The organism is Streptomyces sp. NPDC052042 (assembly GCF_044548345.1).
Taxonomy (GTDB): Bacteria; Actinomycetota; Actinomycetes; order Streptomycetales; family Streptomycetaceae; genus Streptomyces.
This window is the reverse complement of the sequence record NZ_JBIUBU010000009.1, coordinates 165,713-191,683: the sequence shown is the minus strand read 5'-3', so window position 1 is coordinate 191,683 and position 25,971 is coordinate 165,713. Positions and strand designations below refer to the sequence as shown.

The window sequence follows — 25,971 nt, the reverse complement described above, 5'->3', positions numbered from 1 at the left end:
AACACACCGGGAACGCAACACATCGGGAGCGAAACGCACCGGGCCCCGGGGATGGCCCACACCCGAGACCACCGGGAACGGGGCGTACTCGGAACACCGGCAACGGAACCGGAACGCGGCGGCGCGAGCAGGCGTGAAGGCGAGCGAACCGGGGCGGAAGGGCGGGGCACCCGCCCTTCCGCCCCGGTTCGCTTGGAACCTTCTCCGCGCCGTCGCACCCTCCACCGCGCGACGGCGCGCACCCGACCCCACCCGCCCGACCCCACCCACCACAGCCAGGGACATGCCGCCACGCCCCGACGACCACCACGTACCCACCTCGCCGCTCCCCTCCGCACTTCCTCCCTCCTCGCACTCCCTCCTCGAAGGAGCCACGTTGTTACAACCCCTGGTCATAGGACTCGGACGTTCGGGAGCCGGGCTTCACCTCAAGGCGCTCCGGAATCTGGCGCGCTCCCGGCAGATCCCACTGGGGCCGGTGGTCGGCTGCGACCCGCGCCCCGATCTCGCACGCGACCTGTCGGGCGTGGACCTCACCACCTCCCCGGAGCAGGCCCTGCGCCGCGTACGCGACCCTCGGGCGACCGTCGCCCATGTGTGTACCCCGCCGCACGACCGGCTGCCGCTGCTGCGCCAACTGGCCGACCACGGAGTGAGACACCTGCTGATCGAGAAACCGATCGCCACCACCCGGGACGAACTGGCCTCCCTGCTGCGGCTGCGCGAGCGGGCGGGCCTCGGCCTCATGGCCGTCACCCACTGGCTGGCCGCCGAACTCACCAGACGCCTGAGAAAGTTGGTCACGGAACAGCCGTACGGTCCGCTGCGGCGGCTCGCCATCGACCAGGACAAACCGCGCTTCACCCGGTCCCTCGCCTCGGGCTCCCACCGCACCGCGCTGGAAGTGGAGATCCCGCACGCCCTCGCCCTCGCCGTACACCTCTGCGGCCCGGCCCAGGTCGTACGGGCCTCCTGCACCGAACTGCGCACCGACCAGGAGGCGCGCCCGCACCTCGGCGGGGCGCGGGTGGAACTGCACCACGGCAGCGGGGTCCGCACCACGCTGCGTTCGGACCTGACCTCGCCCGTCCGCCGCCGCAGCGCGGAACTGGAGTTCCGGGACGCCACCCTCGTCGCGCACTATCCGGTGGGCGAGGACGACAACCACGCCCAGCTCCAACTCCCCGGCCGTGCACCCCAGATCTTCCGCGACGACGCCCTTCTCGCCTTCTTCCACTCCGCCTACCAGGGTTTCGCCGCCGACGGCTCCCCTGGTTCGGCGCAGGGGTACTTCGCGACCACCACGGAGGCGGCCCGTCTGGTCTGCGAGGCGAAGGCCCTGCTATGACACACCACCACATCACCTCCGCCCCTGCGGCCCCCGAGCCCTCCGGGCCGACGACGCGCCCGGTCCTGGCCGGTCTCACCGACGAGGCCGCCGCGAGCCTGGACGGCCAGCTCGCCGCCGTCCGGACGCTCGGCTGGACCGCCGTCGAACTCCGTTCCGTCGACGGCACCCCGCTGGCCGACCTCCCTCGCGACGAGGTCCGCACCATGGCCCGGCGCCTTGCCGAGGCGGGCGTCCACGTGGTCTGCCTCGCCTCCCGCATCGGCAACTGGGCCCGCCCCATCACCTCCGACTTCGCCCTGGACATCGGCGAACTGCGCGTCCTGGAGGAGTACGCGCAGCTCCTGGACTGCCGACGCATCAGGGTGATGTCGTACCCCAACGACGGGCTGCCGGAGGTGGAATGGGGGCGCCGGTCCGTCGAAAGGCTGCACCACCTCACGGAACGTGCCGAGACGGCCGGACTCACCCTGCTCCACGAGAACTGCGCCGGCTGGGCGGGCGCCGACGCGGAACGCGCCCTGCACCTCCTGGAGGAGGTGGACAGCCCCGCCCTGCGCCTGCTGTTCGACATCGGCAACGGCGTGCCGTACGGCTACCGGGCCGTCGAACTGCTGCGCCCGCTCCTGCCATACGTGCACCATGTGCACGTCAAGGATGCCGTGCGCGACGTGAAGGGCCGGATCGCCTACACGCTGCCCGGCGACGGAGAGGCCGAGGTCCGCACCTGCCTGCGGCTGCTCGCGGAGGCAGCGTACGGCGGCGCGTACTCCATCGAACCCCACCTCGCGGTGCGCCCCCACGAGGGACTGGCCCGTGCGGGCGAGGACGCGGCGGACCTCTTCGTCCGGGCCGGCCGCCGCCTGGCGGAGATCCTGGGCGCACCGACGGGCGACGGCTCGGGAGGAGGCACCCCGAGGGGAGAGGGCCGGACCAGTGGCACGCAGCCGGGCGCAGCCTCGGCCGGAGGCGCAGCGACGGGTGGCGGCTTGGGAGGAGGCATCCCATGACGACGCCCTTCCCGCCCCCGCCCCTCCTGCGCGCGAGCGATCACGAACTCCTCCTGCGCCTGCTGGAGCTGCCCACGGTCGGTCCCCTGGAGGGCGGCACCACCGACGAACGGCCCCTGCGCACCGCCCAGGAGCTCTACGCCGGGGCCGCCGCACCCTGCGGGCTGAGCGTCGTACGACACGCCCCCGCCGATCCATGCTGGCTGGAACGACCGGGCGTCCCCGCAGTGGTGCGGGAGGCGGCCCGCGCCGACCCGGGCTTCCTCGCCGCCCAGCCCAGCCTGTTGCTGCGCCTGGGCCCCCCGCTGCCGCCCGCCCGCACGCTCATGTTCAACGTGCATCTCGACACCGTGGCGGGCGCCGAACCGGTCCGCTTCGACGGCCGCCGCTTCCACGGCCGGGGAGCCGCCGACGCCAAGGGCCCTGCCGTGGCCCTGCTCGCCGGGATCCGCGCGGCGGCCGTCGCGCACCCGGCTCTCGGCCGGGACGTGGCCGTCCTCGTGCAGGCCGTGGCGGGGGAGGAGGGCGGGGCGATGGGCACCTACGGCACCCGCCCGCTGATCGCCTCCGGCCACTACGGACGGCTCAACGTCTTCTGCGAGCCGACCGGGCTGCGCTCGCTGCCCCGCGCGACCGCCGCCATGACCGCGCGCATCACCGTCGAGGGCGAGGACGCCATCGACGACCGGCCCGAGGCCGGGCACAACGCCACCGTCCTGCTCGGCCACCTCGCCCAGCACCTGGCCCACCGGCTCGACGGGGCCGTACCCGGCACACGCGTCTGCGTCGCCGGGCTGCACACCGGCGAACTCCACAACCGCGTCTACGGCACCGGCACCCTCCTCCTCAACCTCTCCTACGGCACCGAGGCCGACGGGGCGCGGCTCGCCGCAGCCCTCACCGACGCCCTCGACTCCGGGTTGACCGCGTTCGCCGAACGGTTCGGCGCCACCCGCGCGTTCGCCCGCACCGCCGAGGACGCCGCCCGGCTCGTACGGCTGCGCTGGGACAAACGGGACCTGCCGGCCCTGCGCAACGACGACCCGTGGGCCGAGGCACTGCTGGCCGCGGCCGGGGCCCTTCCCGCACCCTCCGACGACCCGGGCTTCACCTGCGACGCGATCTGGGCGGGCGGACTGCCCGGAACCCACACCACGGTCCTCGGCCCGGGCTCCCTGGAGGCCAACCACGCGCACGCGCGAGGGGAGTTCATCGACCTCGAAGACCTGGAGCGCTTCGCCCGGATCGTCGCCCGCCTGCTGGGGGCCTTCGCCGAGGAACCCGCGCGAGCGCCTGCGCGGCAGCCCGCCGAGGAACCCATCGAAGCACCTGTCGAAGACCCCGCCGGACAACCCGTCGAAACGCTTTCCGCGGAGCCCGCCGGAGCACGGGCGGGTGAGCCCGTCGGAGAACTCTCCGGAGAACCTTCCGGAGAACCCACGGGCGAACTCACCGAAGAGCCCGCACCACCCGTCCCCGCCCCGGGGAGCACTCACCCGAAAGGCAGTACCACCGCGTGATGACCACCACCGTCCGACCGGCCGAGGCACCCCCCGTCCTCGTCGCCCACGAACGGCTGCTCGATGCCCTCACCGGCCTCTTCACCCGCCGCGGCCTTCCCGCCGCCCGCGCCCGCACCGCCGCAGAGGCGCTCTGCCACGGCGAGTTGAGTGGATTCGCCTCGCACGGGCTGTTCAACCTCGCCCGGCTCTACCTTCCGCTGCTGGAATCCGGGCGCTGCGACCCGCACGCCGAACCCGCCACCGTGACCGACCTCGGTGCCTGCGCCGTCGTCGACCACCGGCGCGCCCTCGGGCTGTGGGCGGCGGCCGAGTCGATGGACGATGCCGTGGCACGGGCCCGGAAGTACGGCATCGGACTCGTCGCCGTGCGCGGCGGCACCCACTTCGGCTGTGCCGGCTTCCACGCGGCCCGGGCCGCCGCGGCCGGCATGGTCGGTCTCGTGGCGAGCAACTGCGGCGGCCAACGGCTCGTCCCGCCCCCCGGCGGCGCGCTGCCGCTGCTCGGCACCAACCCCCTGGCCGTGGCCGCCCCCGCCCTCCCCGGCCACCCCTTCGTCCTCGACATGAGCACCACGGCCGTACCCACGGGACGGCTCCGGCTCGCCGCCCGGCGCGGAGAGCCGGTACCGCCCGGATGGCTGGAGGACGAGCACGGCGCCCCCGTCACCGACCCCGGCGCCTACGACCGCGGCGAGGCCCGGCTGCGCTGGCTCGGCGGGGACCCGGAGACCGGGGCGTACAAGGGCTTCGGCCTCGCCCTGGCCGTCGAAGTGCTCGCCGCCGGACTCTCCGGAAGCGCCACCGGACCCGCCCCACAGGTCCCGACGGATGACGAGGACACGCGGGGGACCGACGACGGCATCGGCTTTCTGCTGCTCGCCGTCGACCCGGGACGGCTGCGCCCCGGCGACGGCTTCGCCGAGGCGATGCGGGAACTCTTCTCCGCCGTGAACGCCGGCCCGCCTGCCCCCGGTACCGACGAGGAGGTCCGCTACCCGGGCTGGCGGGAGGCCGAACAAGCGCTGCACCGGCGGAGCGAGGGCGTCCCGCTGCCCGCCTGGCTCCACGCCGAACTCACCGGACTGGGACTGTTCGGCACCGGTCACTCCCTGCCCGGCCACCCCCTCCCCGGTCACTCCGCCCCCAGTCACTCCGCCCCCGGGGAGGAAGCGCCCGGGGCCCTCCCGCAAGAGGCCCCTCGCCCCCGGGACGCAGAGCGCCGGCAGCGGGACGAGCACGCGGGAGGCGAACGCCCGTGACGACCCCACGTGCGGCCCTCGGTGTGATCGGCCTCGGCGCCATCTCCCGCTACTATCTGGCCGCCCTGGAGCACTCCCCGCACTGGCGGCTCGCCGCGGTCTGCGACGCCCGCCCCGAGGCGCTGCGCCGACACGGCGGCGCGGTGCCCGGATGGACCGACGCCGCCGCGATGGTGCGGGAGGCCGCCCTCGACGGTGTCGTGGTCGCCGTTCCCAACGACGCCCACACCGAGGTGTGCCGGGCGGCACTCACCGCCGGCGTACCGGTCTGCGTCGAGAAGCCCCTCGCGCTCACCGCCGAGCAGGGGCGTGAACTCGCCTCTCTGGCCGCCGAGTCGGGCACCCCGCTGCTCACCGCCTTCCACCGCCGTCACAACGACGCCTTCGGGACCCTGCTCGCCGCCGTCACGGCCGCGGGCTCACCCGTGCGGACGGTCCGGGTGCGCTACCTGGAACGCATCGAGGAACACACCGGAGGTGAGTCCTGGTACCTGGAGCCCGAGCGTTGCGGGGGCGGATGTGTCGCCGACAACGGACCCAACGCCTTCGACCTCGTACGCGGACTGCTCGGCGACGTCTCACTGACGCATGCGTTCGTCGGTCGTGACGCCGCCGGGGTGGACCGCACGGCCCACCTGCGGTTGCGGGCGGCCGACGGCGCGGAGGCGGAGGTGCTGCTCGACTGGTCGTACCCGGGGGAGGCCAAGGACATCACCGTGACCCTCGCGGACGGACGCGCACTCCACGCCGACCTGCTCGCCGGGCACCCGGGCTTCAAGGGTTCGCTGTGGCACGAGTACGAGCGGATCCTCGCGGAGTTCGCCGGGCTGTGCGCCGCCGTGGACGCGGCCCGCGACGGAACCGGAGCCGGAAGGGGGAACGGCCCTTCGGGCGGGCACGCGAACCGCGCCGGGAACGGGTACGGAGCCGCGGGCGGGGGGCTCGCCTGCCTCGACCTCGTCGCCGCGGCGTACGCGCACGAGGCGGCCCACCGGGACACGCCGTTCGTACCCCGGCCGGTCCGGTGCCCGGACACCCGGGAGGCCGGGGCATGAGGAACACCGTCGAGGACGGTCCCAAGCGGGCGGTGCGCGCCACCCTGGTCAAGGTGCTGCTGCACAGCCGGACGGATCGAGGCATGAGCCTGCTGGAGTGGGCCAGCCGTTGTGTGAGCGCGGGGGAGGTGCACGAGCTGGTGGTGACGGACCAGTGGGACCCGGTCGCGGGGGCCAGGATCGACCGTGTCGGCTTTCTCGGCTTCGCCGAGATGGAGTGCGGCGGGGTGGTGGACCGCGGGGACGTGCTGCGGATCGGGGACACCGAGGTGGGGCCGGTACTCGGCTTCGACGGCTGCCACTTCCCGAACCACTACAACATTCTGGTCCACAACCCCGTTCTGCTGACCGGGGCTTCGCTCGATCTGCGTCCCGAGTTCCCGGTGGTCTTCGCCCCTGCGCCGACGGTCGGAAAGGACTGAAGACCTGGAGGAACCGGAACCGGGAGAAGAGAAGACGCGACGGCAGAGAAGAACGCGACGGCCGAGCGAACGCACCGGGGCCGGTGGCCGGACGAGAAGTCCGGCCACCGGCCCCGGCTTGTGGCGGGCTCGGCTCAGCCCAGCAGCTCGACGTCGAGGCGCCCGTAGTGGTACTCGCGCACCACACGCAGCAGTTCGTCCTCGCTCAGCTGCCCGTCACCGTTCTCGTCGATCTTGCGGAAGGTCTCGGCGGCCTCGGTGCGCGGCAGACCGATCCCGCTGAGCCACGCCTCGAACTCGGAGGCGTTGAGCATTCCGTCGCCATCGCTGTCGGAGAGGGTGACGAGGGCCTTCACCACCGGCGAGAGGGCGCGGTTGAACGCCGCCTCGCCCTCGGCGAACAGGAGCTGCTCGGTGACCTGCAGGAAGCTCTGCTCGGAGATGCCCGCCTGGGCGCTGCTCCCGGACTGCTCGGCGAGGTGGGTGTAGAGGGCCTCGAAGGCGCCGTGCAGCGCCTGTACCCCGGGGGAGTCCGGCGTCGCGCCGAACCCGGCGGCGATGCGGGCGGCCTCCTGCTTGAAGTCCTCCAGCTCCAGCAGGCCGTTGCCGTCCACGTCCCAGCGGGCGAAACGCTTGCGCAGTCGGTCCTTGGCCAGGGCATTGCTCATGTCTGTACTCCTTCTCATGTTTCTCGGAAACCGCGCGCGGTGTCGCGGTGAAGAACCGGGCCCGGTCACCGGCGGACCGGAGGAACGGTGCCCGGCCGCGCACGCCGGACCGGCGTGCGAGCAGGGGGGCCACCACCCGCTGCAAGGGGTGGGGTCGCGAAAACAGGAACGTGGATACGTAGGCGTGCCGGCGGGTTCAGAGCGGGGTGACGAGCCGCCCGGTGAGTGCACCCCGGGTGTCGAGCACGGGCCGACCGCAGCGGCTCAGTGCCTGGGGGTCGTAGCAGGAGTGGGGTTGCAGGAGGACGACGAGGTCGGCCGTGCCGACCGCCTCCCGCAGTCCGGTGGCCCGGGGGAGCGGGTCCTCGCGTACGCGGAAGTCCTCCACGTACGGGTCGTGGTAGCTGACCTGGACCCCGGCCTCCAGCAGGCGGGCCGCGATGGAGCGGGCCGGTGTCTCACGGGTGTCGGCCACGTCCGGTTTGTAGGTGACACCGAGGAGCAGCACCCGGGCCCCCTCGGCCTTGATGCCGTGGGCGTCGAGCAGTTCGAGCACCCGCCCGGCGACATGACTCGGCATGGCGTCGAGCACTTCCCGGGCGGCGGCCAGCAACCGGAAGGAGTAGCCCTGTCGTTCGGCCTGGGCGGCCAGGTAGCGCGGATCGACGGGGATGCAGTGTCCTCCCACGCCCGGCCCGGGGGTGAATCGGTCGAAACCGAAAGGTTTCGTCCCAGCGCAGTGCAGGACGTCCCAGACATCGATCCCGACCTGGTGGCAGTAAAGCGCCACCTCGTCGATCAGGGCGATATTGACATAGCGGTAGGTGTTCTCCAGGAGTTTGGCCATCTCGGCCTCGTCGACACCTTTTGCGAGAACGAGATTTCGAATGAATCCGGAATAGAAGGCGACCGCGCGTCTCGCGCATTCCGGGGTGTATCCGCCGACGATTTTCGGCGTGTTCTCCACTCCCCATTCCAGATTTCCTGGGTCAATGCGCTGGGGGGAGTAGGCGAGTTGGAAGTCCTGTCCCGCGACAAGTCCGCTCCCCCTTTCCAACAGTGGTTTGACGATGCCTTCCGTGGTACCCGGGTGGCTTGTTGATTCCAGGACCACGAGAGTTCCGGCGGTGAGCGCGCGGCCCACTTCCGCGGTGGCCGTCTCGATCGCTGAGAGGTCCGGTCCACCGTCCGAGGTGAGCCCGGTGGGCACACAGATGACCACGGTGCGCGCTCCACGCAGGACACCGGGATCGACCGTGGCGCGGAAGCCTCGCTCCACCATCTCCGCGACCTCGTCGTCCGCGACACCGCCGACATGTGAACGACCGGAGGCGAGAGCGGACACGACCCGGGAGGAGACATCGAGTCCGACGGTCCGGATCCCGGCGGTGCAGGCGGCGCGCGCCAGCGGCAGCCCGACGTGCCCCAGTCCGACGACCACCAGCTCGGCGGGCCGGCCGCCCCCCGCTCCCGGCGACGGGGCCTGCCGAGGCAGTCGCACCTCGTCACTCGCGGGGGCCGCGCGTGTCGAGTCGTTCATCAGGCGGAGAAGCTGCCGCTGCCGGGCACGACGTGGGCCCCGTACCCCGGTTGTACGACCAGCCCCGGCGTGAGGCAGAACGGGTCCCCGTGCACGGTCACCGGGCGGTCGCTCCGGTTCACCAGGACATGGGAGTCGATCGGGAGCTTGTGGCAACCCCGCGGATTCTCGTACGCGGTGACCGGAGTGACTTCGGTCCGGAATACGACGACGTCACCGCCGTCCGCAGGAGCGGCATAGGCCACTGGCGCGAATACGGAAAGCGCACCCGCGGCAGCGAGTACGGTTGCGGCCCCGAAACGATGCAATTTCCAAACCTCCTGTAGCGATGCCCGCGAAGAGTTCGTGGACAATGAATATCTTGAGGCTCGCGGATGGATTTCATGGCCGCCGCTGGGAATATGCACCCGTATGGGTGACGAGATCCGGTAGTGACATCAATACGGGAACGGCAGCGGCTACGCTCCGCCCGTTTCCGTTCCGGGTCCGGTGGCCGAAATACCACCCATCGCTCTCGACGGCGGATACCCAGCGGTCTTGCAGCCGCGGCGCCGTCGCTCAGGAGGTTCGCATGCGGGTGGGAAGGAAGCGCCATGGGACAGCGGAGCCGGCCGCGGATCGTCCCGCGATGCAGGGCCGGAAGGTACCGGACGTGCCAACGACGCGGCACCTTCCTCATCGGCTCCGATGTGGAGCGTGTTCAGGCGGAGCATGGGGCTATGCGGACAGGACGAGGTACCCCGCGAGTCCGATGAGAACCAGACCCGTGGCGGCGTTCAAGACGCGCCGGGCACCCGGGCACCGGAATACGGATTGGAAGGCGCCGACGGCGAGGGCGACCGCGGTGAACCAGACAAGCACCGCCAGGACGGTGACCGTGCCGAGCACGGCCTTGTCCGTCCAGGTCGAGTGGTCCGTCAGGAACTGCGGGAGCAGTGCGACCAGGAACACGACGGACTTGGGGTTGAGCACATTGGTGACCAGACCCTGCCGGAAGGCGACTCACGGCACATGTGCGCCCGCGTTCCGCGCACCGGCTGCCTGGAGCGCACCGCCTGCCACCGTGCGGATCGCGAGCAGCGAGCGGACGCCCAGGTACACGAGATATGCGGCGCCGGCCAGGCTAATGGCGCGGAAGAGGGACGGCGAGGCCGCGAGCGCCGCGCCGACGCCGACCACGGCTGCGACCGTGTTCACCGCCATACCGGCTGCGACCCCCGCGCCGGCACCGAGTCCCGCGGCCCGGCCGTTGAGCGCCGCGAATCGGCTGACCAGAGCGAAGTCCGGACCAGGAGACATCGCTCCCAGCAGGGCCACACCGGCATAGGAGGCCGTCGCCTCCGGGCTGATCATCGGGTCGAACGCCCCTCGGTGGCGGAAGCGGCGGTACGGCCTTCCGGCAGCGGCCCTCGGCAGGTGGTGAGGAGGAACTGGGCCAGGGCGGTTCCGTCGGGGCCGAGCCGGTCGGTGTGCCCGGTGGCCCGGCCCGTTCGCTCTCCGCGCCCTCGCGCGAACCATGAGGCGCTTTGCCCGCGGCTGCGCGAGGGGGTCGGCCGGGGTGGTGCCGCCGGGCCCTGTGGGCCCCGCGGCTGCGCCGTTCTCCCTTGCCCCCGGCCCGTCAGGGCCGAGGTGTCACCGGCCCCTGTGCGTTCCGGCCTTCCGAGCGGAAGGTGTTCGCGGCTGGTCGTTCGGGGCCGGTCGTCCGCGGCCGGGAGGACGCAATCCGTCGGTGCCTGTCAGCCGGGCCGTCACCCGACCAGTGCCTCCCAGGTCTTCGGGCCCGCCTGGCCGTCGACGGTCAGGCGGTTGACGCTCTGGTAGGAGCGTACGGCGGAGTCGGTCACCGACCCGAAGTCGCCGTCGATGGCCAGCCCCGCACTGTGCTTGTTCAGCGCCGTCTGAAGGGCGCGCACGTGTGATCCCGAGCCGCCCCGCTGAAGTGAATAGACCAGCACCGGCCAGGTCTTGGGGCCGACCTGACCATCCGCCACCAGACCCTTGGAGGACTGGAACTTCTTGACCGCGTTGACCGACAGCGAGCCGTAGTCACCATCGGCGGTCAACGCGGTGCCGCGCTGGGTGATCAGGTACTGGACGACCCGAACGGTCGCCCCCGCGGCTCCGGGGTCGAGGGTGGGCCAGCCGCCGCCCAGGCGCACACCGCGTGCGGAGAGGAAGGTGACGGGGTTGGTCGTGGACCCGAGCGCTCCCGTGTGGGTCTCGAAATGCAGGTGAGGCCCGGTCACGTTGCCCGTGGCACCCATGTCGCCGATGCGCTGGCCGGCGGCGACCTTGGCGTTGAGGGCCACCCGGAACGCATTGAGATGCCCGTAATAGGTGTACCGATTACCGCCGTGCGAGATGACCAGGCCGTTCCCGGTGCGTCCGGTGAGGACGTTGGAGCCGCGCCGTATCACGGTTCCGGCCGCGGCGGCGTAGACGGCTGTCCCCGTCGGGTTGGAGACGTCCTGGCCGGCGTGCGGGACTCCGCCGCGCGGCGCGCCGTACTGCCCGCCCGCGGGGAATCGGCCCTGGGCGGGGTTGCACCACTGGCCGTCCTTGAGCGTTGCCGCCGAGGCCGCCGGGGTCAGGCTCGGCAGCCCCGTCAGCACCACCCCGAGCCCGGCCCCGGCGCCGAGCAGCAGGCTTCTGCGAGACGGTCCCGTGGACCGCTGGTTCCCCCGCTCGCCGGACGCGCAGTCGGCCGGACCGCATTGCTGGCACATGTTCTGTCCTCCTTGAGGTCTGATCAGCTCTACGCGCGTTGCGTTGACGAGAGCATGCCAGAGATCGAGGTGGTGCTCCAGAGGCGTGGGGTAACGAGCCCGGTACGTCGGCGGCAGTCGGATCACCGGCCGTAGGACGGAGCGGTGCGGCGGGCGCCGGGGCATGGGTGTTCAGCCATTTCTCGATGCGCTCCCAGACGGCGGTGACCTGTGCGGCGGACTCTTCCGCGTCCCGCTGATCTGCCATGCCGCCACCGTAGAAGCAGGCACCAAGTACCCTGAGAAGTGCGGGGGTTCACACTGTGAACGGACATCTCGTGGTCATGAAGAACCATCCGTCGGAGTTCAGGGCGGACGCGGTTGCGTTGTACGCGTCGCGGCCCGAGGCGACGATCCGGCGGGTCGCCGCTGATCCGGGGATCTGTCGGCGCACACACTTACGTGGCTCTGGCCAGACGTAGCGCCGTTGCTGCGGAGGAGCGCCGAGCTCCGGAGCATTCCCCGGGATCACTCACACCGCCTGGGCCTGGAGCCCGGACCCGCTCGGGCGGCGGGCGACCTCGGCGGACAGCCGTGTCCTGAGTCCCGCCGCCTCGTGGCCGCGCCCCCGGCGCCGCCGGTGCTCGATCCCCGCCGGGCCCTCCGGGCGCCCCGCCCTGCGGTCGCCGGCGGGCCGGCCTCACGGAGGGCAGGGCCCCGGTCCGCGACGTGCCCGCGCCGAGGCCGGCATCACGGCGCGGAGAACGGCGAACTCCCCGCCGCCAGCGCCGAGTCGAGGGTGGAGGGCGCCAGTACGTGGTCGCGCACGAGGAAGGCGGCTCCGGTGATCCCGGCGTGGGACTTGTATCTGGTGGTGACGATCTGCAGTTGCCGTGTGGCCAGCGGCAGCGAGCGCTGGTACACGACCTCGCGGACGCCAGCCATCAGATGGCCCCCCGTGGTGCCGAGGAGTCCTCCCAGGACGATGACGTCAGGGTTGAGAAGGCTGGTGGCGTAGGCGGCGGACTCGCCCAGTACCCGGCCGGCCCTCCTGAGCGCGGCGAGCGCACGACTGTCACCATGCCTGACGCGGTCCACGACATAACGGGCGTCCCCTCCCTGGGCATCCCGGCCCTCGCGCAGATCACGGGCCAGCGCCCAGCCGCCGACGAGTGATTCCAGGCACCCCTGGTTGCCGCATCGGCACTGAGGGTCGCCGAATCCGCTCACATGCGCGTGCCCTATGTCCCCCGCCGCCCCCTGGGTTCCCCGATGGACATGGCCGTCGATCACCATTCCGCTGCCCACGCCCGTCCCGGCCTTGATGTAGAGCAGATTCCGCTGGTCGCTCCAGAACCGCCGGTGCTCCGCGAGGGTGAGCAGGTTGACGTCGTTGTCGATGAGGATGGGTACCGGCCAGTCGGCACGAAGGTGGGCACGGATGTCGTAGTTGTCCCAGCCGGTCATGATGGACCAGCCGAGCACGTGTCCGGCTTCGTAGTCGACGGGGGCGGGCAGCCCGAGGCCGATGCCCGCGACCGGCTTCCCCTCGGCGCCGGCGTCCCGGATGACCTCGTGCACCGTGGCCGTGATCCTGCCGAGCAGCGTCCGGGGCCCCTCGCTCAGAACGAGCGGCTCCACACTGTCGGAGAGGACCTTCGCCTCAAGGTCGGTGACCGCCACGCGCGTACGCGATTCGCCGATGTCGACGGCGATGATGATTCCTGCGGCAGCGTTCAGATGGAGCGCGCGCGAGGGGCGCCCGCGCGAGGACGCGCTGGTGCCGCCCTCCCAAACCAGACCGGCCTCGAGCAGGGCGTCGAGGCGCTGGCTCACGGTCGACCGGGAGAGCCCCGTGATCCGTGCGATACCGCTGCGCGTCTGTGCCCGACCGGTCGTGATCAGTTCCAGGATGTGGCCTGGTCCGTCATGGGGGTGCCAGGGCACCGGACCCGAGGAGGCCGCAGGCGTTCTATCGGTCATCGTGCTCCCGTTCCGTATTCGATCGGCACAGTGAACGACCCTATTATGTCGGCCAACACGCATAAATCCTATACTTATGCTTGACAGTCAACTTAATGATGCGCAGCATCGACGTTACATCCCGTCACGCCGATCACAGGACATCGGGAGCCCCTTCGGGCCCAACGGGCAGCCCCAATTGATGAGGACCGGGTCAATGAAGAACATCAGATGTGCTCCTCGCTCCACCGGGTTCAGAGTTTCGGCCCTCACCCTCACCTGTGCCCTCGCCGCCGTGGCCTGTGGCGGGAACGGTGGAGGCGACGCCGACGGAAAGCCGACCATCGGCGTCGTCGCCCTGAACCTCAGCAACCCGTTCTTCGGCACGCTGGAGAAGGCGACGGAGGATGCCGCCAAGGCCAAGGGCTGGAAGGTCATGAAGGCGGAGGCCAAGACGCCCGGCGACTCCGCGACGCAGGTGACGGCCATCGAGAACATGATCGCCAACAAGGTGAAGGCGATCGTGGTCACCCCGGCCAGCGCCACCGCTCTCAACGGAGTCCTCAAGCGGGCCAAGGACCAAGGCATCCTGGTCCTGGCGGTCAACGCGCCGCTCAGTCCCGACAGCGTCGCGGACGCGACGTTCGCCACCGACAACGTCGCCGCCGGAAAGCTCATCGGGCAGTGGGCCAAGGCGTCCGCACCGGCGAAGCCCCGCGTCGCGATGCTGGACTTCGACCTGTCGGACGCGCCGGCGGCCGACCGGCACAAGGGATTCCTGGCCGGATACGGCATCTCCGCGTCGGCTCTGGCCGGCAGCGCCCTGACCAAGGGCACCGAGGACACCGGGCAGCAGGAAATGGAGAACCTGCTGTCGGCGCACTCCGACATCAACGTCGTGTACACCATCAACGAGCCGGTCGCGCGCGGTGCCCACACCGCCATCAAGAACAAGGGACTGAGCGGCAAGACCCTGCTGGTCTCGGTCGACGGCGCGTGCAGCGGCGTACAGGACGTCAAGAAGGGCGTGATCGGTGCCACCGCGATGCAGTTCCCCGACAAGATGGGTGAGAAGGCGGTCGAGGCCGTCGCCGCCTACCTCAAGGACGGGACGAAGCCGCAGGGCGGGATCATCGACTCCGGTACGGCGCTCGTCACCGACACCCCGGTGAAGGGCCTCGCGTCGCAGACCTCGGAATGGGGTCTTGAGCACTGCTGGGGACCGAAGTGACGACGTCCTCCACGCGGGAGACCGAGATCGCCGCGCTGGAAACACCGCTCCAGGCACAACGCGACCTGCGTGGCCTGGTCGCTCACCAGATCTTCGGACCGCTGCTCGCCCTGGTGACGGCGATCATCGTGTTCAGCCTCACGACGACCACGTTCTTCAACCCCGACAACCTGGCGCTGATCGCCCAGCAGTCCGTCGTGGTCGGCACCCTGGCGCTCGGTCAGACCCTGATCATCCTGACATCGGGAATCGACCTGGCCAACGGCGCCATCATGGTGCTGGGCTCGGTGGTCATCGGGAAGATGGCCGTCGGCCACGACCCGGTTCTCGCGGCCATGCTCGGCGTGGTCGTCTGCCTGGCACTCGGAGCGGTCAACGGGGCCCTGGTGTCGTGGCTGAAGCTGCCTCCGTTCATCGTGACCCTCGGCGTCATGTCGGTGGTCATGGCCGCGGCCCGTCTCTACACCAACTCGCAGAGCTTCCCCATCACCTCCGACTTCCTCACCGCCCTGAACAACGGGCCGGTGATCGGCGGGGTCACCATCACCTACGGGGTGATGCTCTGGATCGGGCTCACCGCGTTTCTGGGATACGCCCTCACCCAGACCTCCTGGGGCGTGCGCGTCTATGCCGTCGGCGACAACTTGAGGTCGGCCGAACTCGCCGGAATCAAGGTGCGGCGGGTTCTGCTGAGCGTCTACGTGGTCGCCGGGATGATCTATGCCCTGGCGGCGTGGCAGGCACTGGGCCGCACACCGACCGCCGACCCCAGCGGGTACGTGAACGGCAATCTCGACAGCATCACCGCGGTCGTCATCGGCGGCACCAGCCTCTTCGGGGGCCGGGGCGGCGTCGTGGGGACCTTCATCGGGGCTCTGATCGTGACCGTGTTGCAGAACGGACTCACCCAGGCGGGCATCGACTCGCTCTACCAGCAGGTCGCGACGGGCGTCCTGGTGATCGTCGCGGTGAGCGTGGACCGCCTCGCGCGAAGGAGGCAGGTGCGATGACCGGCACCGATCCCACAGCCCACGTGCTGGAGGCACGCGGGCTGACCAAGCGCTACGGGCACGTCGTCGCCATGGACAACTGCGACTTCGACCTGCGTCCCGGCGAAATCCTCTCCGTGATCGGCGACAACGGCGCCGGCAAGTCCACCCTTATCAAGTCGCTGACGGGCGCGGTCGTCCCCGACTCGGGGACCCTGCGCCTCGACGGGGAGCCCGTGCAGTTCCGCAACCCGCTGGACGCGCGACGGGCCGGCATCGAGACCGTCTACCAAGAGCTGGGGGTCGCCCCTGCCCTCGACATCGCGCAGAACCTGTACCTGGGTCGGGAGCAGCGCCGCAAGGGAGTGCTCGGCACCGTCTTCCGGCAACTCGACAGGCGCGGTATGCGGCACGAGTCCGCCCGCCAGATGGCGGACCTGGGCATCCGGGTGCAGTCCATCGCCCAGAAGGTGGAGACCCTGTCCGGAGGGCAGCGCCAAGCCGTCGCGGTCGCGCGGGTCGCCGCGTGGGCGAGACGTGTGGTGGTGATGGACGAGCCGACGGCGGCCCTGGGGGTGCGCGAGACCAACCAGGTCCTGGACCTCATCCTGCGGGTGCGGGACCGCGGGCTGCCGGTCGTGCTCATCAGCCACAACATGCCCAATGTGTTCCAGGTCTCCGACCGTATCCACATCCATCGGTTGGGGCGCCGCATCGCGCTCGTCGAGCCGAAGAACATCTCCATGGAGGAGGCCGTCGCGATCATGACCGGGGCCAAACAGCCCGATCCCGTCCACACCGGAGGCACTCACGCCCCAGCGACCGGCAGGACGGCGGAGGCCGCTGCGGAGAAGAAGGGAGAACGGCGATGAGCCGGAGCAGCGGTACCGGCGGGAGCCCCCCGCCCATGGTGGAGGAGACCGACCGGGCGGCCCTCGTAGCCGCCGCGCGATCGTTGATCGTCCCCGGACACCGCACCATTCTGGGCATCGTCGGCGCACCGGGCTCGGGCAAGTCCACGCTCGGTGAGGTCCTGGCGTCCGCGCTCGGCGAACAGGCGGTTCTCGTGGGCCTGGACGGTTTCCACCTGTCCAACGCCGAACTGGACCGGCTGAACAGGCGCCCTCGCAAGGGCGCGGTCGACACATTCGACGCCGCCGGCTACGTCAATCTTCTGCGCAGGCTCCGGGCGCGGGACGAAGAGGTCGTGTACGCCTCCCTGTTCGACCGGAGCCTGGAGGAATCCATAGCCTGCGCCGTACCGGTGCCCCGTGAGGTCCCCCTCGTCATCACCGAGGGCAACTATCTGCTGGTCGAGGACGGGCCATGGGCCCAGGTACGCGGGCTGCTCGACACGTGCTGGTTCCTGGAGCCCGGGGAGGAGACCCGTCTGCAGCGGCTCATCGCGCGGCACATGTCGTACGGGCGCTCCGCCGAAGAGGCGTACGACCGTTCACACGGTTCCGACCAGACCAATGCCGAGCTGATCGGACGCACCGGGCGCCGTGCCGACCGTGTCATATGTGTCGTGGCGTCGGACGACATGGCCCACCCCATCAAGGAGCGCACCACATGAACGTACTGGACAGATTCCGCCTGGACGGCAAGGTCGCCGTCGTCACAGGAGGGAACCGCGGAATCGGCAAGGCCATCGCCACGGCGTTCGCCGAGGCGGGCGCCGCCGTGGCCATCGCGGGCCGGGACGAGGAGCGCAACAGCCGGACCGCGGCCGAACTCGTCGCCGCCGGAGCGACGGCCGTGGCGATGAGGACCGATGTCACCAGCCGGGCCGACTTGACGGCCCTGCGCGATGAGGTGGCCCGGCAGCTCGGCCCCGCCGACATCCTCGTCAACAATGCCGGGATCGGCATCCACGGCGAGTCCCTGTCCCTGAGCGACGAGGACTGGGACCGGGTGCTCGCCACCAACCTGAACGCGGTGTGGAAGGCGAGCCAGGTGTTCGGCGCTTCCATGGTCGAGCGCGGCGCCGGCGCGATCGTCAACGTCGGATCCATGTCAGGGATGATCATCAACCGGCCGCAGTGGCACGCCCCGTACGCGGTCTCCAAAGCCGGTGTGCATCACATGACGAGGTCTCTTGCCGCGGAGTGGGCGCCGCACTCGGTGCGGGTGAACGCGATCGCGCCGGGATACACCAAGACCGAGATCTCCGACATCGACCGCCCCGAGTACAAGCACTACTGGATCGATGAAGTGCCCATGCGGAGATACGCGCAGGCCTCCGAGATCGCCCCGGCCGCGCTGTACCTGGCGAGCCCGGCCTCGTCCTTCGTCACGGGCGAGGTCCTTGTCGTGGATGGCGGTTACACGCTGTGGTAGAGAGAACATCCGAGGGGCGGACCTCGGCCGCCCCCGCCCGCTTCCCGTGGACCGATCTGGACAGGCGTGCCGTCGTCGCCGCCCGAGTCCTCGCCATGGACGCCGTCGAGGAAGCGGGACACGGCCACCCCGGCACCGCGATCAGCCTGGCCCCGGCCGCCCACCTGATCTTCCAGCGTTTCCTCCGGCACGATCCCGCCGACCCGGCATGGCCGGGCCGTGACCGCTTCGTGCTTTCATGCGGCCACTCCAGCCTCACCCTCTACATACAGCTCCACCTCACCGGCTACCCCCTCACCCTCGACGACCTCAGGAACTACCGGAAGAAGGGCAGCCTCACCCCGGCCCACCCGGAGTGGGGGCACACACCCGGCGTCGAGACCACCACCGGACCCCTCGGCCAGGGCATCGCCACTGCGGTAGGCATGGCCATGTCCGCCCGGCGGGAACGCGGGCTGTTCGACCCCGACGCGCCGGAGGGCACCAGCCCCTTCGACCACCGTGTCTTCGTGCTCTGCTCCGACGGCGACATCCAGGAGGGCATCAGCGCGGAGGCCGCGGCCTTCGCCGGTCACCAGCAACTCGGCAACCTCGTCGTCGTCTACGACGACAATCGCATCTCGATCGAGGGCAGCACCGAACTTGCGATGAGTGAAGACGTGGCCGCTCGTTACGCCGCCCAGGGCTGGCACGTCCAGAGTGTGGCGCTGGCAGCCGATGGCGACATCGATGTCTCCGGACTGTCGGAGGCTCTGGAAGCGGCCACGGCGGAAACGTCTCGGCCCTCGATCATCGTGATGCGCAGCACCATCGCCTGGCCCGTCCCTGGAGCGAAGGGCACCGCGGCTTCCCATGGCTCCGCTCTCGGTGCGAAGGCGGTCCGCGAGGCGAAGTCCCTTCTGGGTGTCGGTCCAGAAACTGCCTTTGCCCCGCCGGCGGATGTGGTCGAGTGGACCTCCCGGACGGCCTGGGCCAGGGGCCGGGCGGCACGGGACGGGTGGCAGCGGGCCTTCGACCGCTGGGCGAAGGCCCATCCCGACCGCGACGAACTGCTGACCCGCATCAGGAGCGGGCAGCCGCCCACGAGCTTCCACGGCGCGCGCCCGGTGTTCGGACCCGGTTCCCCCGTCGCCACACGAAAGGCGTTCGGCCAGGCGCTGCGTGCCGCCTCGGCTCAACTGCCGGAGCTGTGGGGCGGATCCGCGGACCTCGGCGACTCCAACCACACCACTGTCGACCCCAAATCCTCCTTCCTCCCCGCCTCCAGCACCCTGCCCGGCGCCGATCCGGCGGGCAGGACAATCCACTGGGGCATCCGGGAACACTTCATGGCCGCGGCCATGAACGGCATCGCGCTCTCCGGACTCAGCCGTCCGTACGGAGGCACCTTCCTCGTCTTCAGTGACTACATGCGACCGGCCGTACGCCTCGCGGCACTCATGCGGCTGCCGGCTCTCTACGTCTGGACACACGATTCGATCGGCCTCGGCGAGGACGGCCCCACCCACCAGCCCGTGGAGCACCTTGCCTCGCTGCGGGCCATGCCGGGGCTGGACGTGGTACGTCCCGCCGACGCCAACGAGACTGCCGTCACCTTGTGGAAGGTGCTCCAGAGCCGGGGCCGTCCCGTGGGTTTCAGCCTCAGCAGGCAGGATCTGCCGGTGCTGCCGGACAGCGGGAACGGTCTGCGATCGACAGAAGGTGCCGCGCTCGGCGGCTATGTACGATACGCGCCCCCCGCACAGGGAGACCCGGGCGACCCGGATGTCGTCATCATCGCCACCGGTTCCGAAGTACCGGTCGCCATCGAGGCCGCCCGCGCACTGACGCGGGACGCCGTCCGGGCGCACGTGGTCTCCATGCCGTGCCGGGAATGGTTCGACGAGCAACCCGCCTCGTACCGGGACTCCGTCATCCCGCCCACGGTACGGCGGCGGATCGTCGTGGAAGCGGGGGTGAGCCAGGGCTGGCACGACCTGCTGGGACTCGACGGGCGCGCGGTCTGTGTGGAGGAGTTCGGGGCGTCCGCCTCGGCCGGCGACCTCTTCGCGCACTTCGGCATCACCGCCGAAGCCGTGGCGGACGCCGCACGCGCTCTCCTGTGATGATGTGACACACCATCCGCCGACGCGATGCGCCGGGGTCCGTCCGTGCCGTCGCTGTCCGCCAGGTGGGCCGGGTCAAGCGGGGCGTAGCCGAACCACGCGGATACGCGGGGTGCGGGCCGCGTCCCGGTGCGGGGCCGGAGCCGGCCGTCGTGTCCGGGGCCGGATCACCCAGGGACCGCAGGCCGCCGGGCAGATCGGGAGCCGGAACGGGCACCCGGCCGAGCATGTTGATGTGGAGCCTCTCGGCCGGTCGTCCGGTCGATGCGCCACATCTTCTGATCGGGCAGAGCCGCCAGTTGCGGCGCAGACACGAACCCGGCCGGGGTGAGCAGGCCAAGGGCGATGCCGAGTACGAGGAAGTGCCACTGACGATCACCTCGGGACGTGTGCCGCCGTCGCGGTCGTAGAGGAGGTCCAGCACGTGCAGCGAGTCGTACGGGGTGCCGGACACCACCCACCAGGCCCGCTGCCTGGTTGATCACGTTCAGCCCGGTGGCGCCGCCCCGGCGCCCGAAGCAGGCCATGCCGGTACCCAGGTCACCGTGTCGGCGCGGGGCAGCCGTATGGCAGCGAGGTAGTCACGGAGGGCGGCGAGGGCGGGGTGAGGGTTGCCCGCGCGCCAGAGCAGGGAGTGGGGATAGACCGGGGTGGGCCCGCGCAGGGGAATGCGCCGCAAGTCGTGGCCGGCAGGCCAGACAAGCGGCGTCCGCTCGCCGAAGAAGGTGGCCAGTGAGTCCGAGCCGGCGATGGCGTCGAGGAGTGCCTCGATGCCGAAGTCGGGACCGATGGTGTCGATGGTGACGCCGAAAGCGTCGGCGAATGCGTCGTAGTAGGCGGCCCACTCGGTTCCGGGGGCGTTGCCGGGCATCCAGATGCGCTGCCCGGCGAGCTGGGCCGGGTTGACCGCACTGGCGTCGGCCAAGGCATGTGCGGGGCCGACGCACAGATGAAGGGCCTCGTCGTAGACCGGGACGCTCTCGATGCCTTCGGGAAGCCGGCTTCCGGGCAGGGGGACGGCACGGAAGGCGGCGTCGATGGAGCCGCTCCGGAGCGCGGAGACGGCCTGATCGGCGTCGAAGAGGGTCACGACATCGAGTTGCGTCTCCGGGTGGGCGGTGTGGAAGTCCCGCAGCAGGCCGGCCGGGCCGACCCGGCGGCCGACCACATCGATGCGCAGGGCGCGGGTTCCCGGGCGCACGGACGCGGCCGCGCGTTCTTCGGCCTGCAGGAGGGTGCGGGCGTGGGGAAGGAACGCCTGGCCGTCGATGGTGAGGCCGACGCCGCGCCCCGTGCGGTCGAACAGCCGTACCCCGAGATCTCGCTCAAGCGTGGCGATGCGTCTGGAGACCGCCTGCTGGGTGAGTGAGAGGTCGGCCGCGGCCTTCTGGAACTGGCCGGTGTCAGCGACCGCGACGAACGTACGCACAGCGTTGAGATCCACGCCGGGAAGCCTACTGGTACAAGCAATGGTTGTGGCTCGTTGGTAATTCGGTTGTTTGATCCGGGAGTTCGGCCTCGCTTAGATGATCCAGGGCAACGGACGGTTGTCCCCGCCGGGAGGCGAGCGATGTGCCACGCCCCAGGGGCCGACTGTCTCCCGGTGTGCTTGGTCTCCGCCCCGACCTCGGTGGCGCAGGGCAGGCACGTCTGCTCGGTGCGCCGAGGGCTTCCTCGGGCGCCGGGACGCTCGCGTGCGACGGCTTCGCTCCGGGCGACGGTCCGGTGCGGCCCACCCTGTCCGTTCCGAGTTCACGGGCCGGCCTTCAGCAAAGCCGCCCTCACGGCGTCGTACGACCGGATGGGGCCTCTCATCCATCATCGGAGGTGAAACACGCATGCCCGATTCCTTCGTCCACCTGCACAACCACACCGAGTACTCGATGCTGGACGGAGCCCAGAAACTGCGGCCGATGTTCAGCGAAGTGGCGCGGCAGCACATGCCGGCGATCGCGATGAGCGACCACGGGAACATGTTCGGGGCCTATGAGTTCGCCCAGGTCGCGAGGGACTTCGAGACCGTCAAGCCGATCATCGGGATCGAAGCGTATGTGGCGCCCTCGTCCCGGTTCGCGCGGAAGCGGGAGTTCTGGGGACAGGGCGGGCGCCGCGCCGTGGGCGACGACGGCGAGGGCTCCAAGGACGTGTCCGGCGGTGGTCGTTTCACGCACATGACCATGTGGGCGAGGACCGCGCAGGGCCTGCGGAATCTGTTCTGGCTCAGCACACGGGCCAGCTATGAGGGCCAGTTCCCGGCGGGCAAGCCACGCATGGACCGTCAGCTGATCGCCGAGCGGCCGGACGGCATCATCGCCACGACCGGCTGCCCCTCCGGGGAGATCCAGACCCGGCTGCGGCTGGACCAGTACGACGAGGCGAAGGCCGCCGCCGCGGCCTACCAGGAGATCTTCGGCCGGGAGAACTACTTCCTGGAGCTGATGGATCACGGCCTCGCCATCGAGCGGAACGTCCGCGACGGGCTGCTGCGCCTGGCCCGGGAGCTGGACATCCCGCTGCTGGCGACCAATGACGCGCACTACACCACCGAGGACCAGGCCGACGCCCACGACAACCTGCTGTGCATCGGCGTCGGCAAGAACAAGGACGCTCCGGGCCGCTTCCGTTTCAATGGATCCGGCTACTACCTGAAGACACCTGCGGAGATGCGCAGCCTCTTCGCCGAACTCCCCCAGGCGTGCGACAACACGCTGCTCATCGCCGAGCGGATCGAGCCGTACGGTGAAGTCTTCGACTACGTGGACGAGATGCCGCGGTACCCGGACGTCCCCGACGGGGAGAACCAGGAGTCCTGGTTGCGCAAGGAGGTCCTGAAGGGGTTGGCGGCCCGCTACGGCGACCCGGTTCCCCCGCACGTCCTGGAGCGCTTCGAGACCGAGATGGCGGTCATCGGCCCGATGGGTTTCAGCTCCTACTTCCTGGTCGTGGCCGACATCTGCCGTTTCGCCCGCGACAACAGGATCCCACTCGGCCCGGGACGCGGCTCGGCCACCGGGTCCATCGTCGCCTACGCCACGCGCATCACCGAGCTGTGCCCGCTGGAGCACGGCCTGCTGTTCGAACGGTTCCTCAACCCCGAACGCATCAACCCTCCGGACGTCGACCTCGACTTCGACGACCGGCAGCGCGAGCGCATGGTCCGCTACGTCATCGACAAGTACGGTGACGAGTACACGGCCCTGGTGAACACCTTCGGCAAGATCAAGGCCAAGAACGCCATCAAGGACTCCTCCCGCATCCTGGGCTACCCGTACGCGCACGGTGAGCGGATCACCAAGGCCCTGCCGCCCGACCAGAACGGCACGTCCGCCGCGCTCGCCGCGATCTTCGATCCGACGCACCCCCGGTATGCGGAGGCCGGCGAGATCCGGCAGATGTACGAGAGCGAGCCGGACGTGCGGCGGGTGATCGACACCGCCCGCGGTGTGGAGGGTCTCACCCGCGGCACCGGCGTGCACGCCGCCGCCGTCATCCTGTCCAAGAAGAAGCTCACCGACCGCATCCCTCTGCACATGCGGGCCGCCGACGGGGCGAAGATCACCGGATTCGACTACCCCTCGTGCGAGTCGATGGGCCTGATCAAGATGGACTTCCTCGGCCTGCGCAACCTGGGCGTCATCGATCAGGCCATCGAGAACATCCGCGCCAACCGCGGCATCCACCTGGCCACCGTGGCACCTGCCACGAACGACACCACCGCTCTCGCCATCCCGCTCGACGACGCCAGGACGTACCGGTTGCTGGCCGACGCCAACACACTCGGCGTCTTCCAACTCGACGGCGGCGGCATGCGCGCGCTGCTCAAACTCATGGAACCCACCCGCTTCGAGGACATCGCCGCGGCCAACGCCCTCTACCGGCCCGGCCCCATGGCCGCCAACGCCCACACCAACTACGCGCTGCGCCAGAACGGCAAACAGGAGCCCACCCCGATCCACCCGGAACTCGAGCAGGTCCTGGAACCGATCCTCGGCCCCACCCACCACCTGCTCGTCTACCAGGAACAGATCATGGCCATCGCCCGGCAGCTGGCCGGCTACACGCTGGGCGGCGCCGACATGCTGCGCCGGGCGATGGGCAAGAAGAAACCGGAGGTGCTGGCCGCCGAGTGGGAGAAGTTCCACGCCGGAATGGCGGCGGGAGGCTACTCCGACGAGGCGATCAAAGCCCTGTGGGACGTGATGCTGCCGTTCTCCGGCTACGCCTTCAACAAATCCCATACCGCCGGCTACGGCCTCGTCTCGTACTGGACCGCCTACCTCAAGGCGAACCATCCGGCCGAATTCATGGCCGCCCTGCTCACCTCGGTCGGCGACGACAAGGACAAGGCCGCGCTCTACCTGGCCGATGCGCGCCGCAACAAGGTCCGTGTCCTGCCACCCGATGTCAACGAATCGGTTGCCGAGTTCACCGCCGTCGGCGACGACGTCAGGTTCGGCCTGCGCTCCGTGCGCAACGTCGGCGACAGCGTTATCGAGGCCGTCATCGACGCCCGTCGTCACAAGGGACGCTTCACGTCCTTCGCCGACTTCCTGCACAAGGTCGAACTGCCCGCCCTGAACAAACGGGCCGTCGACTCCCTGATCAAGGCGGGCGCCTTCGACTCCCTGGGCCACACCCGCAAGGGCCTCGCCGCCGCCCACGAGACCGCCATCGATGTGATCATCCCGGTCAAGAAGGCCGCCGGCTTCGGCCAGCACGACCTCTTCGCCGACCTCACCGAAGCGGACGACGCCCCACCCGCCTTCGGCCTCGACATCCCCATCGACGACACCGAATGGCCACGCCGCCAACTGCTCTCCACCGAACGCGAGATGCTGGGCCTCTATGTCTCCGCCCACCCCTTGGACGGCGCGGAACACGTCCTCGACGCCGCCCGGGACTGCTCCATCGCCGACCTCCTGACCTCCGGCCGCACCACCGGCGACGTGCGGCTGAGCGGGCTGATCACCAACCTCCAGCACAAGGTCACCAAGAAGGGCAACCCCTGGGCCCTCATCACCCTGGCCGACCGCGACGCCAGTCTGGAGATCCTCTTCTTCCCCACTGTCTACCCTCTCGTCCAGCACGCGCTGAACGAGGACGATGTGATCACCGTCCGGGGCCGGATCGAAGACCGCGACGGCACCCTGAACATCCACGGCAGAGAACTCAGCCCGCTCGACTTGTCCGCGACCGAACACACCGGCAGGCCACCCGTCCGCCTCGCCCTTCCCGCCCACCGCATCACCACACGGTCGATCGCCGAGCTCAAACGGATCCTCACCGCCCACCCCGGTGACACCCCGGTCCATCTCAGCGTCCGTTCCTCCCGGAAGACCACCGTCTACGCCCTGCGCGCCACCGTGAACGCCTCTGCCATCGCCTCCGACATCAAGGGAACATTCGGTGCCGAAGCCTGGGCAGGCCCCGTATGACCTCCCTGAGCGACCACGTGCACAACATCAAGGTACGGACCGCCGCCCTCCCGCCCTGCCGAAACTGCGGATCCCCGGCCCTCCTGACCGCCCGCTACCGGCACTCCTGGCGCAACCGCGCCGGAGACCAGGTCATCGGTTTCAAGGAGAACATCCTCTGCCCCACCTGCGACGCAAACGATCCGGCAGCGGCCGGACTTCTCGCCCTGCTCGGGCGAATGAGCGGCCATGACGCTGTACACCTCGCGACCCTCGGCCCGCTCGCCCACGAATGGATCAAGACCATCCGACACCGCACACCCGACCTGACGGACCTGGACCGCGAACTGGCCCGGTGGAAGGCCGGAGAACTGTGAAATCCGCACGGCCGAAAGGGCAC

General features: G+C 70.3%; 20 protein-coding genes and 2 pseudogenes. 14 read left to right on the top strand and 8 right to left on the bottom strand.

The window, feature by feature from the left end:
• Positions 1-376 precede the first annotated feature (376 nt).
• Genes ACIHCL_RS17570 through ACIHCL_RS17545 form a run of 6 tightly spaced genes read left to right on the top strand, consistent with a single transcriptional unit; the run spans position 377 to position 6,617 of the window.
• The gene (locus ACIHCL_RS17570; protein WP_399862596.1) at positions 377-1,348 is read left to right on the top strand and encodes a Gfo/Idh/MocA family oxidoreductase; all 972 of its coding nucleotides are present in this window, start codon (positions 377-379) and stop codon (positions 1,346-1,348) included.
• Positions 1,345-2,358, top strand: a complete 1,014-nt coding sequence (locus ACIHCL_RS17565; protein WP_399862595.1) for a sugar phosphate isomerase/epimerase family protein — start codon at positions 1,345-1,347, stop codon at positions 2,356-2,358. The genes ACIHCL_RS17570 and ACIHCL_RS17565 overlap by 4 nt, the downstream gene beginning before the upstream one ends.
• Entirely contained in the window at positions 2,355-3,878 is a 1,524-nt protein-coding gene (locus tag ACIHCL_RS17560; RefSeq protein ID WP_399862593.1) for a M20/M25/M40 family metallo-hydrolase, read from the top strand. The genes ACIHCL_RS17565 and ACIHCL_RS17560 overlap by 4 nt, the downstream gene beginning before the upstream one ends.
• Positions 3,878-5,140 carry an Ldh family oxidoreductase gene (locus ACIHCL_RS17555; protein WP_399862591.1) on the top strand — a complete coding sequence of 421 codons (1,263 nt, stop codon included), beginning with the start codon at positions 3,878-3,880 and terminating at the stop codon, positions 5,138-5,140. Before ACIHCL_RS17560 ends, ACIHCL_RS17555 begins: the two co-directional genes overlap by 1 nt.
• Positions 5,137-6,195: a Gfo/Idh/MocA family protein gene (locus tag ACIHCL_RS17550; protein WP_399862589.1), complete on the top strand. Its 1,059-nt coding sequence runs from the start codon at positions 5,137-5,139 to the stop codon at positions 6,193-6,195. The genes ACIHCL_RS17555 and ACIHCL_RS17550 overlap by 4 nt, the downstream gene beginning before the upstream one ends.
• Positions 6,192-6,617, top strand: coding sequence for a DUF6917 domain-containing protein (locus ACIHCL_RS17545; protein ID WP_399862587.1), 426 nt, complete (start codon positions 6,192-6,194; stop codon positions 6,615-6,617). The genes ACIHCL_RS17550 and ACIHCL_RS17545 overlap by 4 nt, the downstream gene beginning before the upstream one ends.
• Before the next feature lie 134 nt (positions 6,618-6,751).
• Here the strand turns inward: ACIHCL_RS17545 and ACIHCL_RS17540 are convergent, their stop codons facing one another.
• The 6 genes and pseudogenes from ACIHCL_RS17540 to ACIHCL_RS17515 form a co-directional block, all read right to left on the bottom strand.
• Complete coding sequence (locus tag ACIHCL_RS17540) at positions 6,752-7,285, bottom strand: EF-hand domain-containing protein (protein ID WP_399862585.1); 534 nt, start codon at positions 7,283-7,285, stop codon at positions 6,752-6,754.
• Between the two features lie 196 nt (positions 7,286-7,481).
• Positions 7,482-8,825, bottom strand: coding sequence for a nucleotide sugar dehydrogenase (locus ACIHCL_RS17535; RefSeq protein WP_399862583.1), 1,344 nt, complete (start codon positions 8,823-8,825; stop codon positions 7,482-7,484).
• On the bottom strand, positions 8,825-9,070 hold the full coding sequence (locus ACIHCL_RS17530) for a hypothetical protein (RefSeq protein ID WP_399862581.1): 246 nt from the start codon (positions 9,068-9,070) through the stop codon (positions 8,825-8,827). The genes ACIHCL_RS17535 and ACIHCL_RS17530 overlap by 1 nt, the downstream gene beginning before the upstream one ends.
• A 472-nt stretch (positions 9,071-9,542) precedes the next feature.
• Positions 9,543-10,124: pseudogene (locus ACIHCL_RS17525) on the bottom strand (LysE family translocator).
• 449 nt (positions 10,125-10,573) lie between these two features.
• A complete protein-coding gene (locus tag ACIHCL_RS17520) occupies positions 10,574-11,551 on the bottom strand; it encodes a peptidoglycan-binding protein (protein WP_399862579.1) in 978 nt (325 codons plus the stop codon).
• A 729-nt stretch (positions 11,552-12,280) separates the two neighbouring features.
• Positions 12,281-13,513 (bottom strand): ROK family protein, encoded by a 1,233-nt coding sequence (locus tag ACIHCL_RS17515; RefSeq protein WP_399862578.1) that lies wholly within the window; start codon positions 13,511-13,513, stop codon positions 12,281-12,283.
• Between the two features lie 196 nt (positions 13,514-13,709).
• Between ACIHCL_RS17515 and ACIHCL_RS17510 the strand changes: the two genes are divergently transcribed.
• The 6 genes from ACIHCL_RS17510 to ACIHCL_RS17485 all read left to right on the top strand — a co-directional run bounded on the left by ACIHCL_RS17510 (position 13,710) and on the right by ACIHCL_RS17485 (position 20,157).
• On the top strand, positions 13,710-14,723 hold the full coding sequence (locus ACIHCL_RS17510) for a substrate-binding domain-containing protein (protein WP_399862577.1): 1,014 nt from the start codon (positions 13,710-13,712) through the stop codon (positions 14,721-14,723).
• A complete protein-coding gene (locus ACIHCL_RS17505) occupies positions 14,720-15,733 on the top strand; it encodes an ABC transporter permease (protein WP_399862576.1) in 1,014 nt (337 codons plus the stop codon). The genes ACIHCL_RS17510 and ACIHCL_RS17505 overlap by 4 nt, the downstream gene beginning before the upstream one ends.
• Positions 15,730-16,584: an ATP-binding cassette domain-containing protein gene (locus ACIHCL_RS17500; RefSeq protein WP_399862575.1), complete on the top strand. Its 855-nt coding sequence runs from the start codon at positions 15,730-15,732 to the stop codon at positions 16,582-16,584. The genes ACIHCL_RS17505 and ACIHCL_RS17500 overlap by 4 nt, the downstream gene beginning before the upstream one ends.
• Entirely contained in the window at positions 16,581-17,288 is a 708-nt protein-coding gene (locus ACIHCL_RS17495) for a nucleoside/nucleotide kinase family protein (protein WP_399862574.1), read from the top strand. Before ACIHCL_RS17500 ends, ACIHCL_RS17495 begins: the two co-directional genes overlap by 4 nt.
• A complete protein-coding gene (locus ACIHCL_RS17490; RefSeq protein WP_399862573.1) occupies positions 17,285-18,052 on the top strand; it encodes an SDR family NAD(P)-dependent oxidoreductase in 768 nt (255 codons plus the stop codon). The genes ACIHCL_RS17495 and ACIHCL_RS17490 overlap by 4 nt, the downstream gene beginning before the upstream one ends.
• Before the next feature lie 95 nt (positions 18,053-18,147).
• Complete coding sequence (locus tag ACIHCL_RS17485; RefSeq protein WP_399862786.1) at positions 18,148-20,157, top strand: transketolase family protein; 2,010 nt, start codon at positions 18,148-18,150, stop codon at positions 20,155-20,157.
• A 221-nt stretch (positions 20,158-20,378) separates the two neighbouring features.
• Here ACIHCL_RS17485 and ACIHCL_RS17480 read toward each other — a convergent pair.
• Positions 20,379-20,675, bottom strand: a pseudogene (locus ACIHCL_RS17480) (Tn3 family transposase); the annotation flags it as partial.
• Entirely contained in the window at positions 20,645-21,601 is a 957-nt protein-coding gene (locus tag ACIHCL_RS17475) for a LysR family transcriptional regulator (protein ID WP_399862569.1), read from the bottom strand. The pseudogene ACIHCL_RS17480 and the gene ACIHCL_RS17475, both read right to left, overlap by 31 nt.
• 394 nt (positions 21,602-21,995) lie before the next feature.
• Between ACIHCL_RS17475 and dnaE the strand changes: the two genes are divergently transcribed.
• Entirely contained in the window at positions 21,996-25,592 is a 3,597-nt protein-coding gene (dnaE, locus tag ACIHCL_RS17470; RefSeq protein WP_399862567.1) for a DNA polymerase III subunit alpha, read from the top strand.
• On the top strand, positions 25,589-25,948 hold the full coding sequence (locus tag ACIHCL_RS17465) for a DUF6300 family protein (protein WP_399862565.1): 360 nt from the start codon (positions 25,589-25,591) through the stop codon (positions 25,946-25,948). Before dnaE ends, ACIHCL_RS17465 begins: the two co-directional genes overlap by 4 nt.
• Positions 25,949-25,971 lie beyond the last annotated feature (23 nt).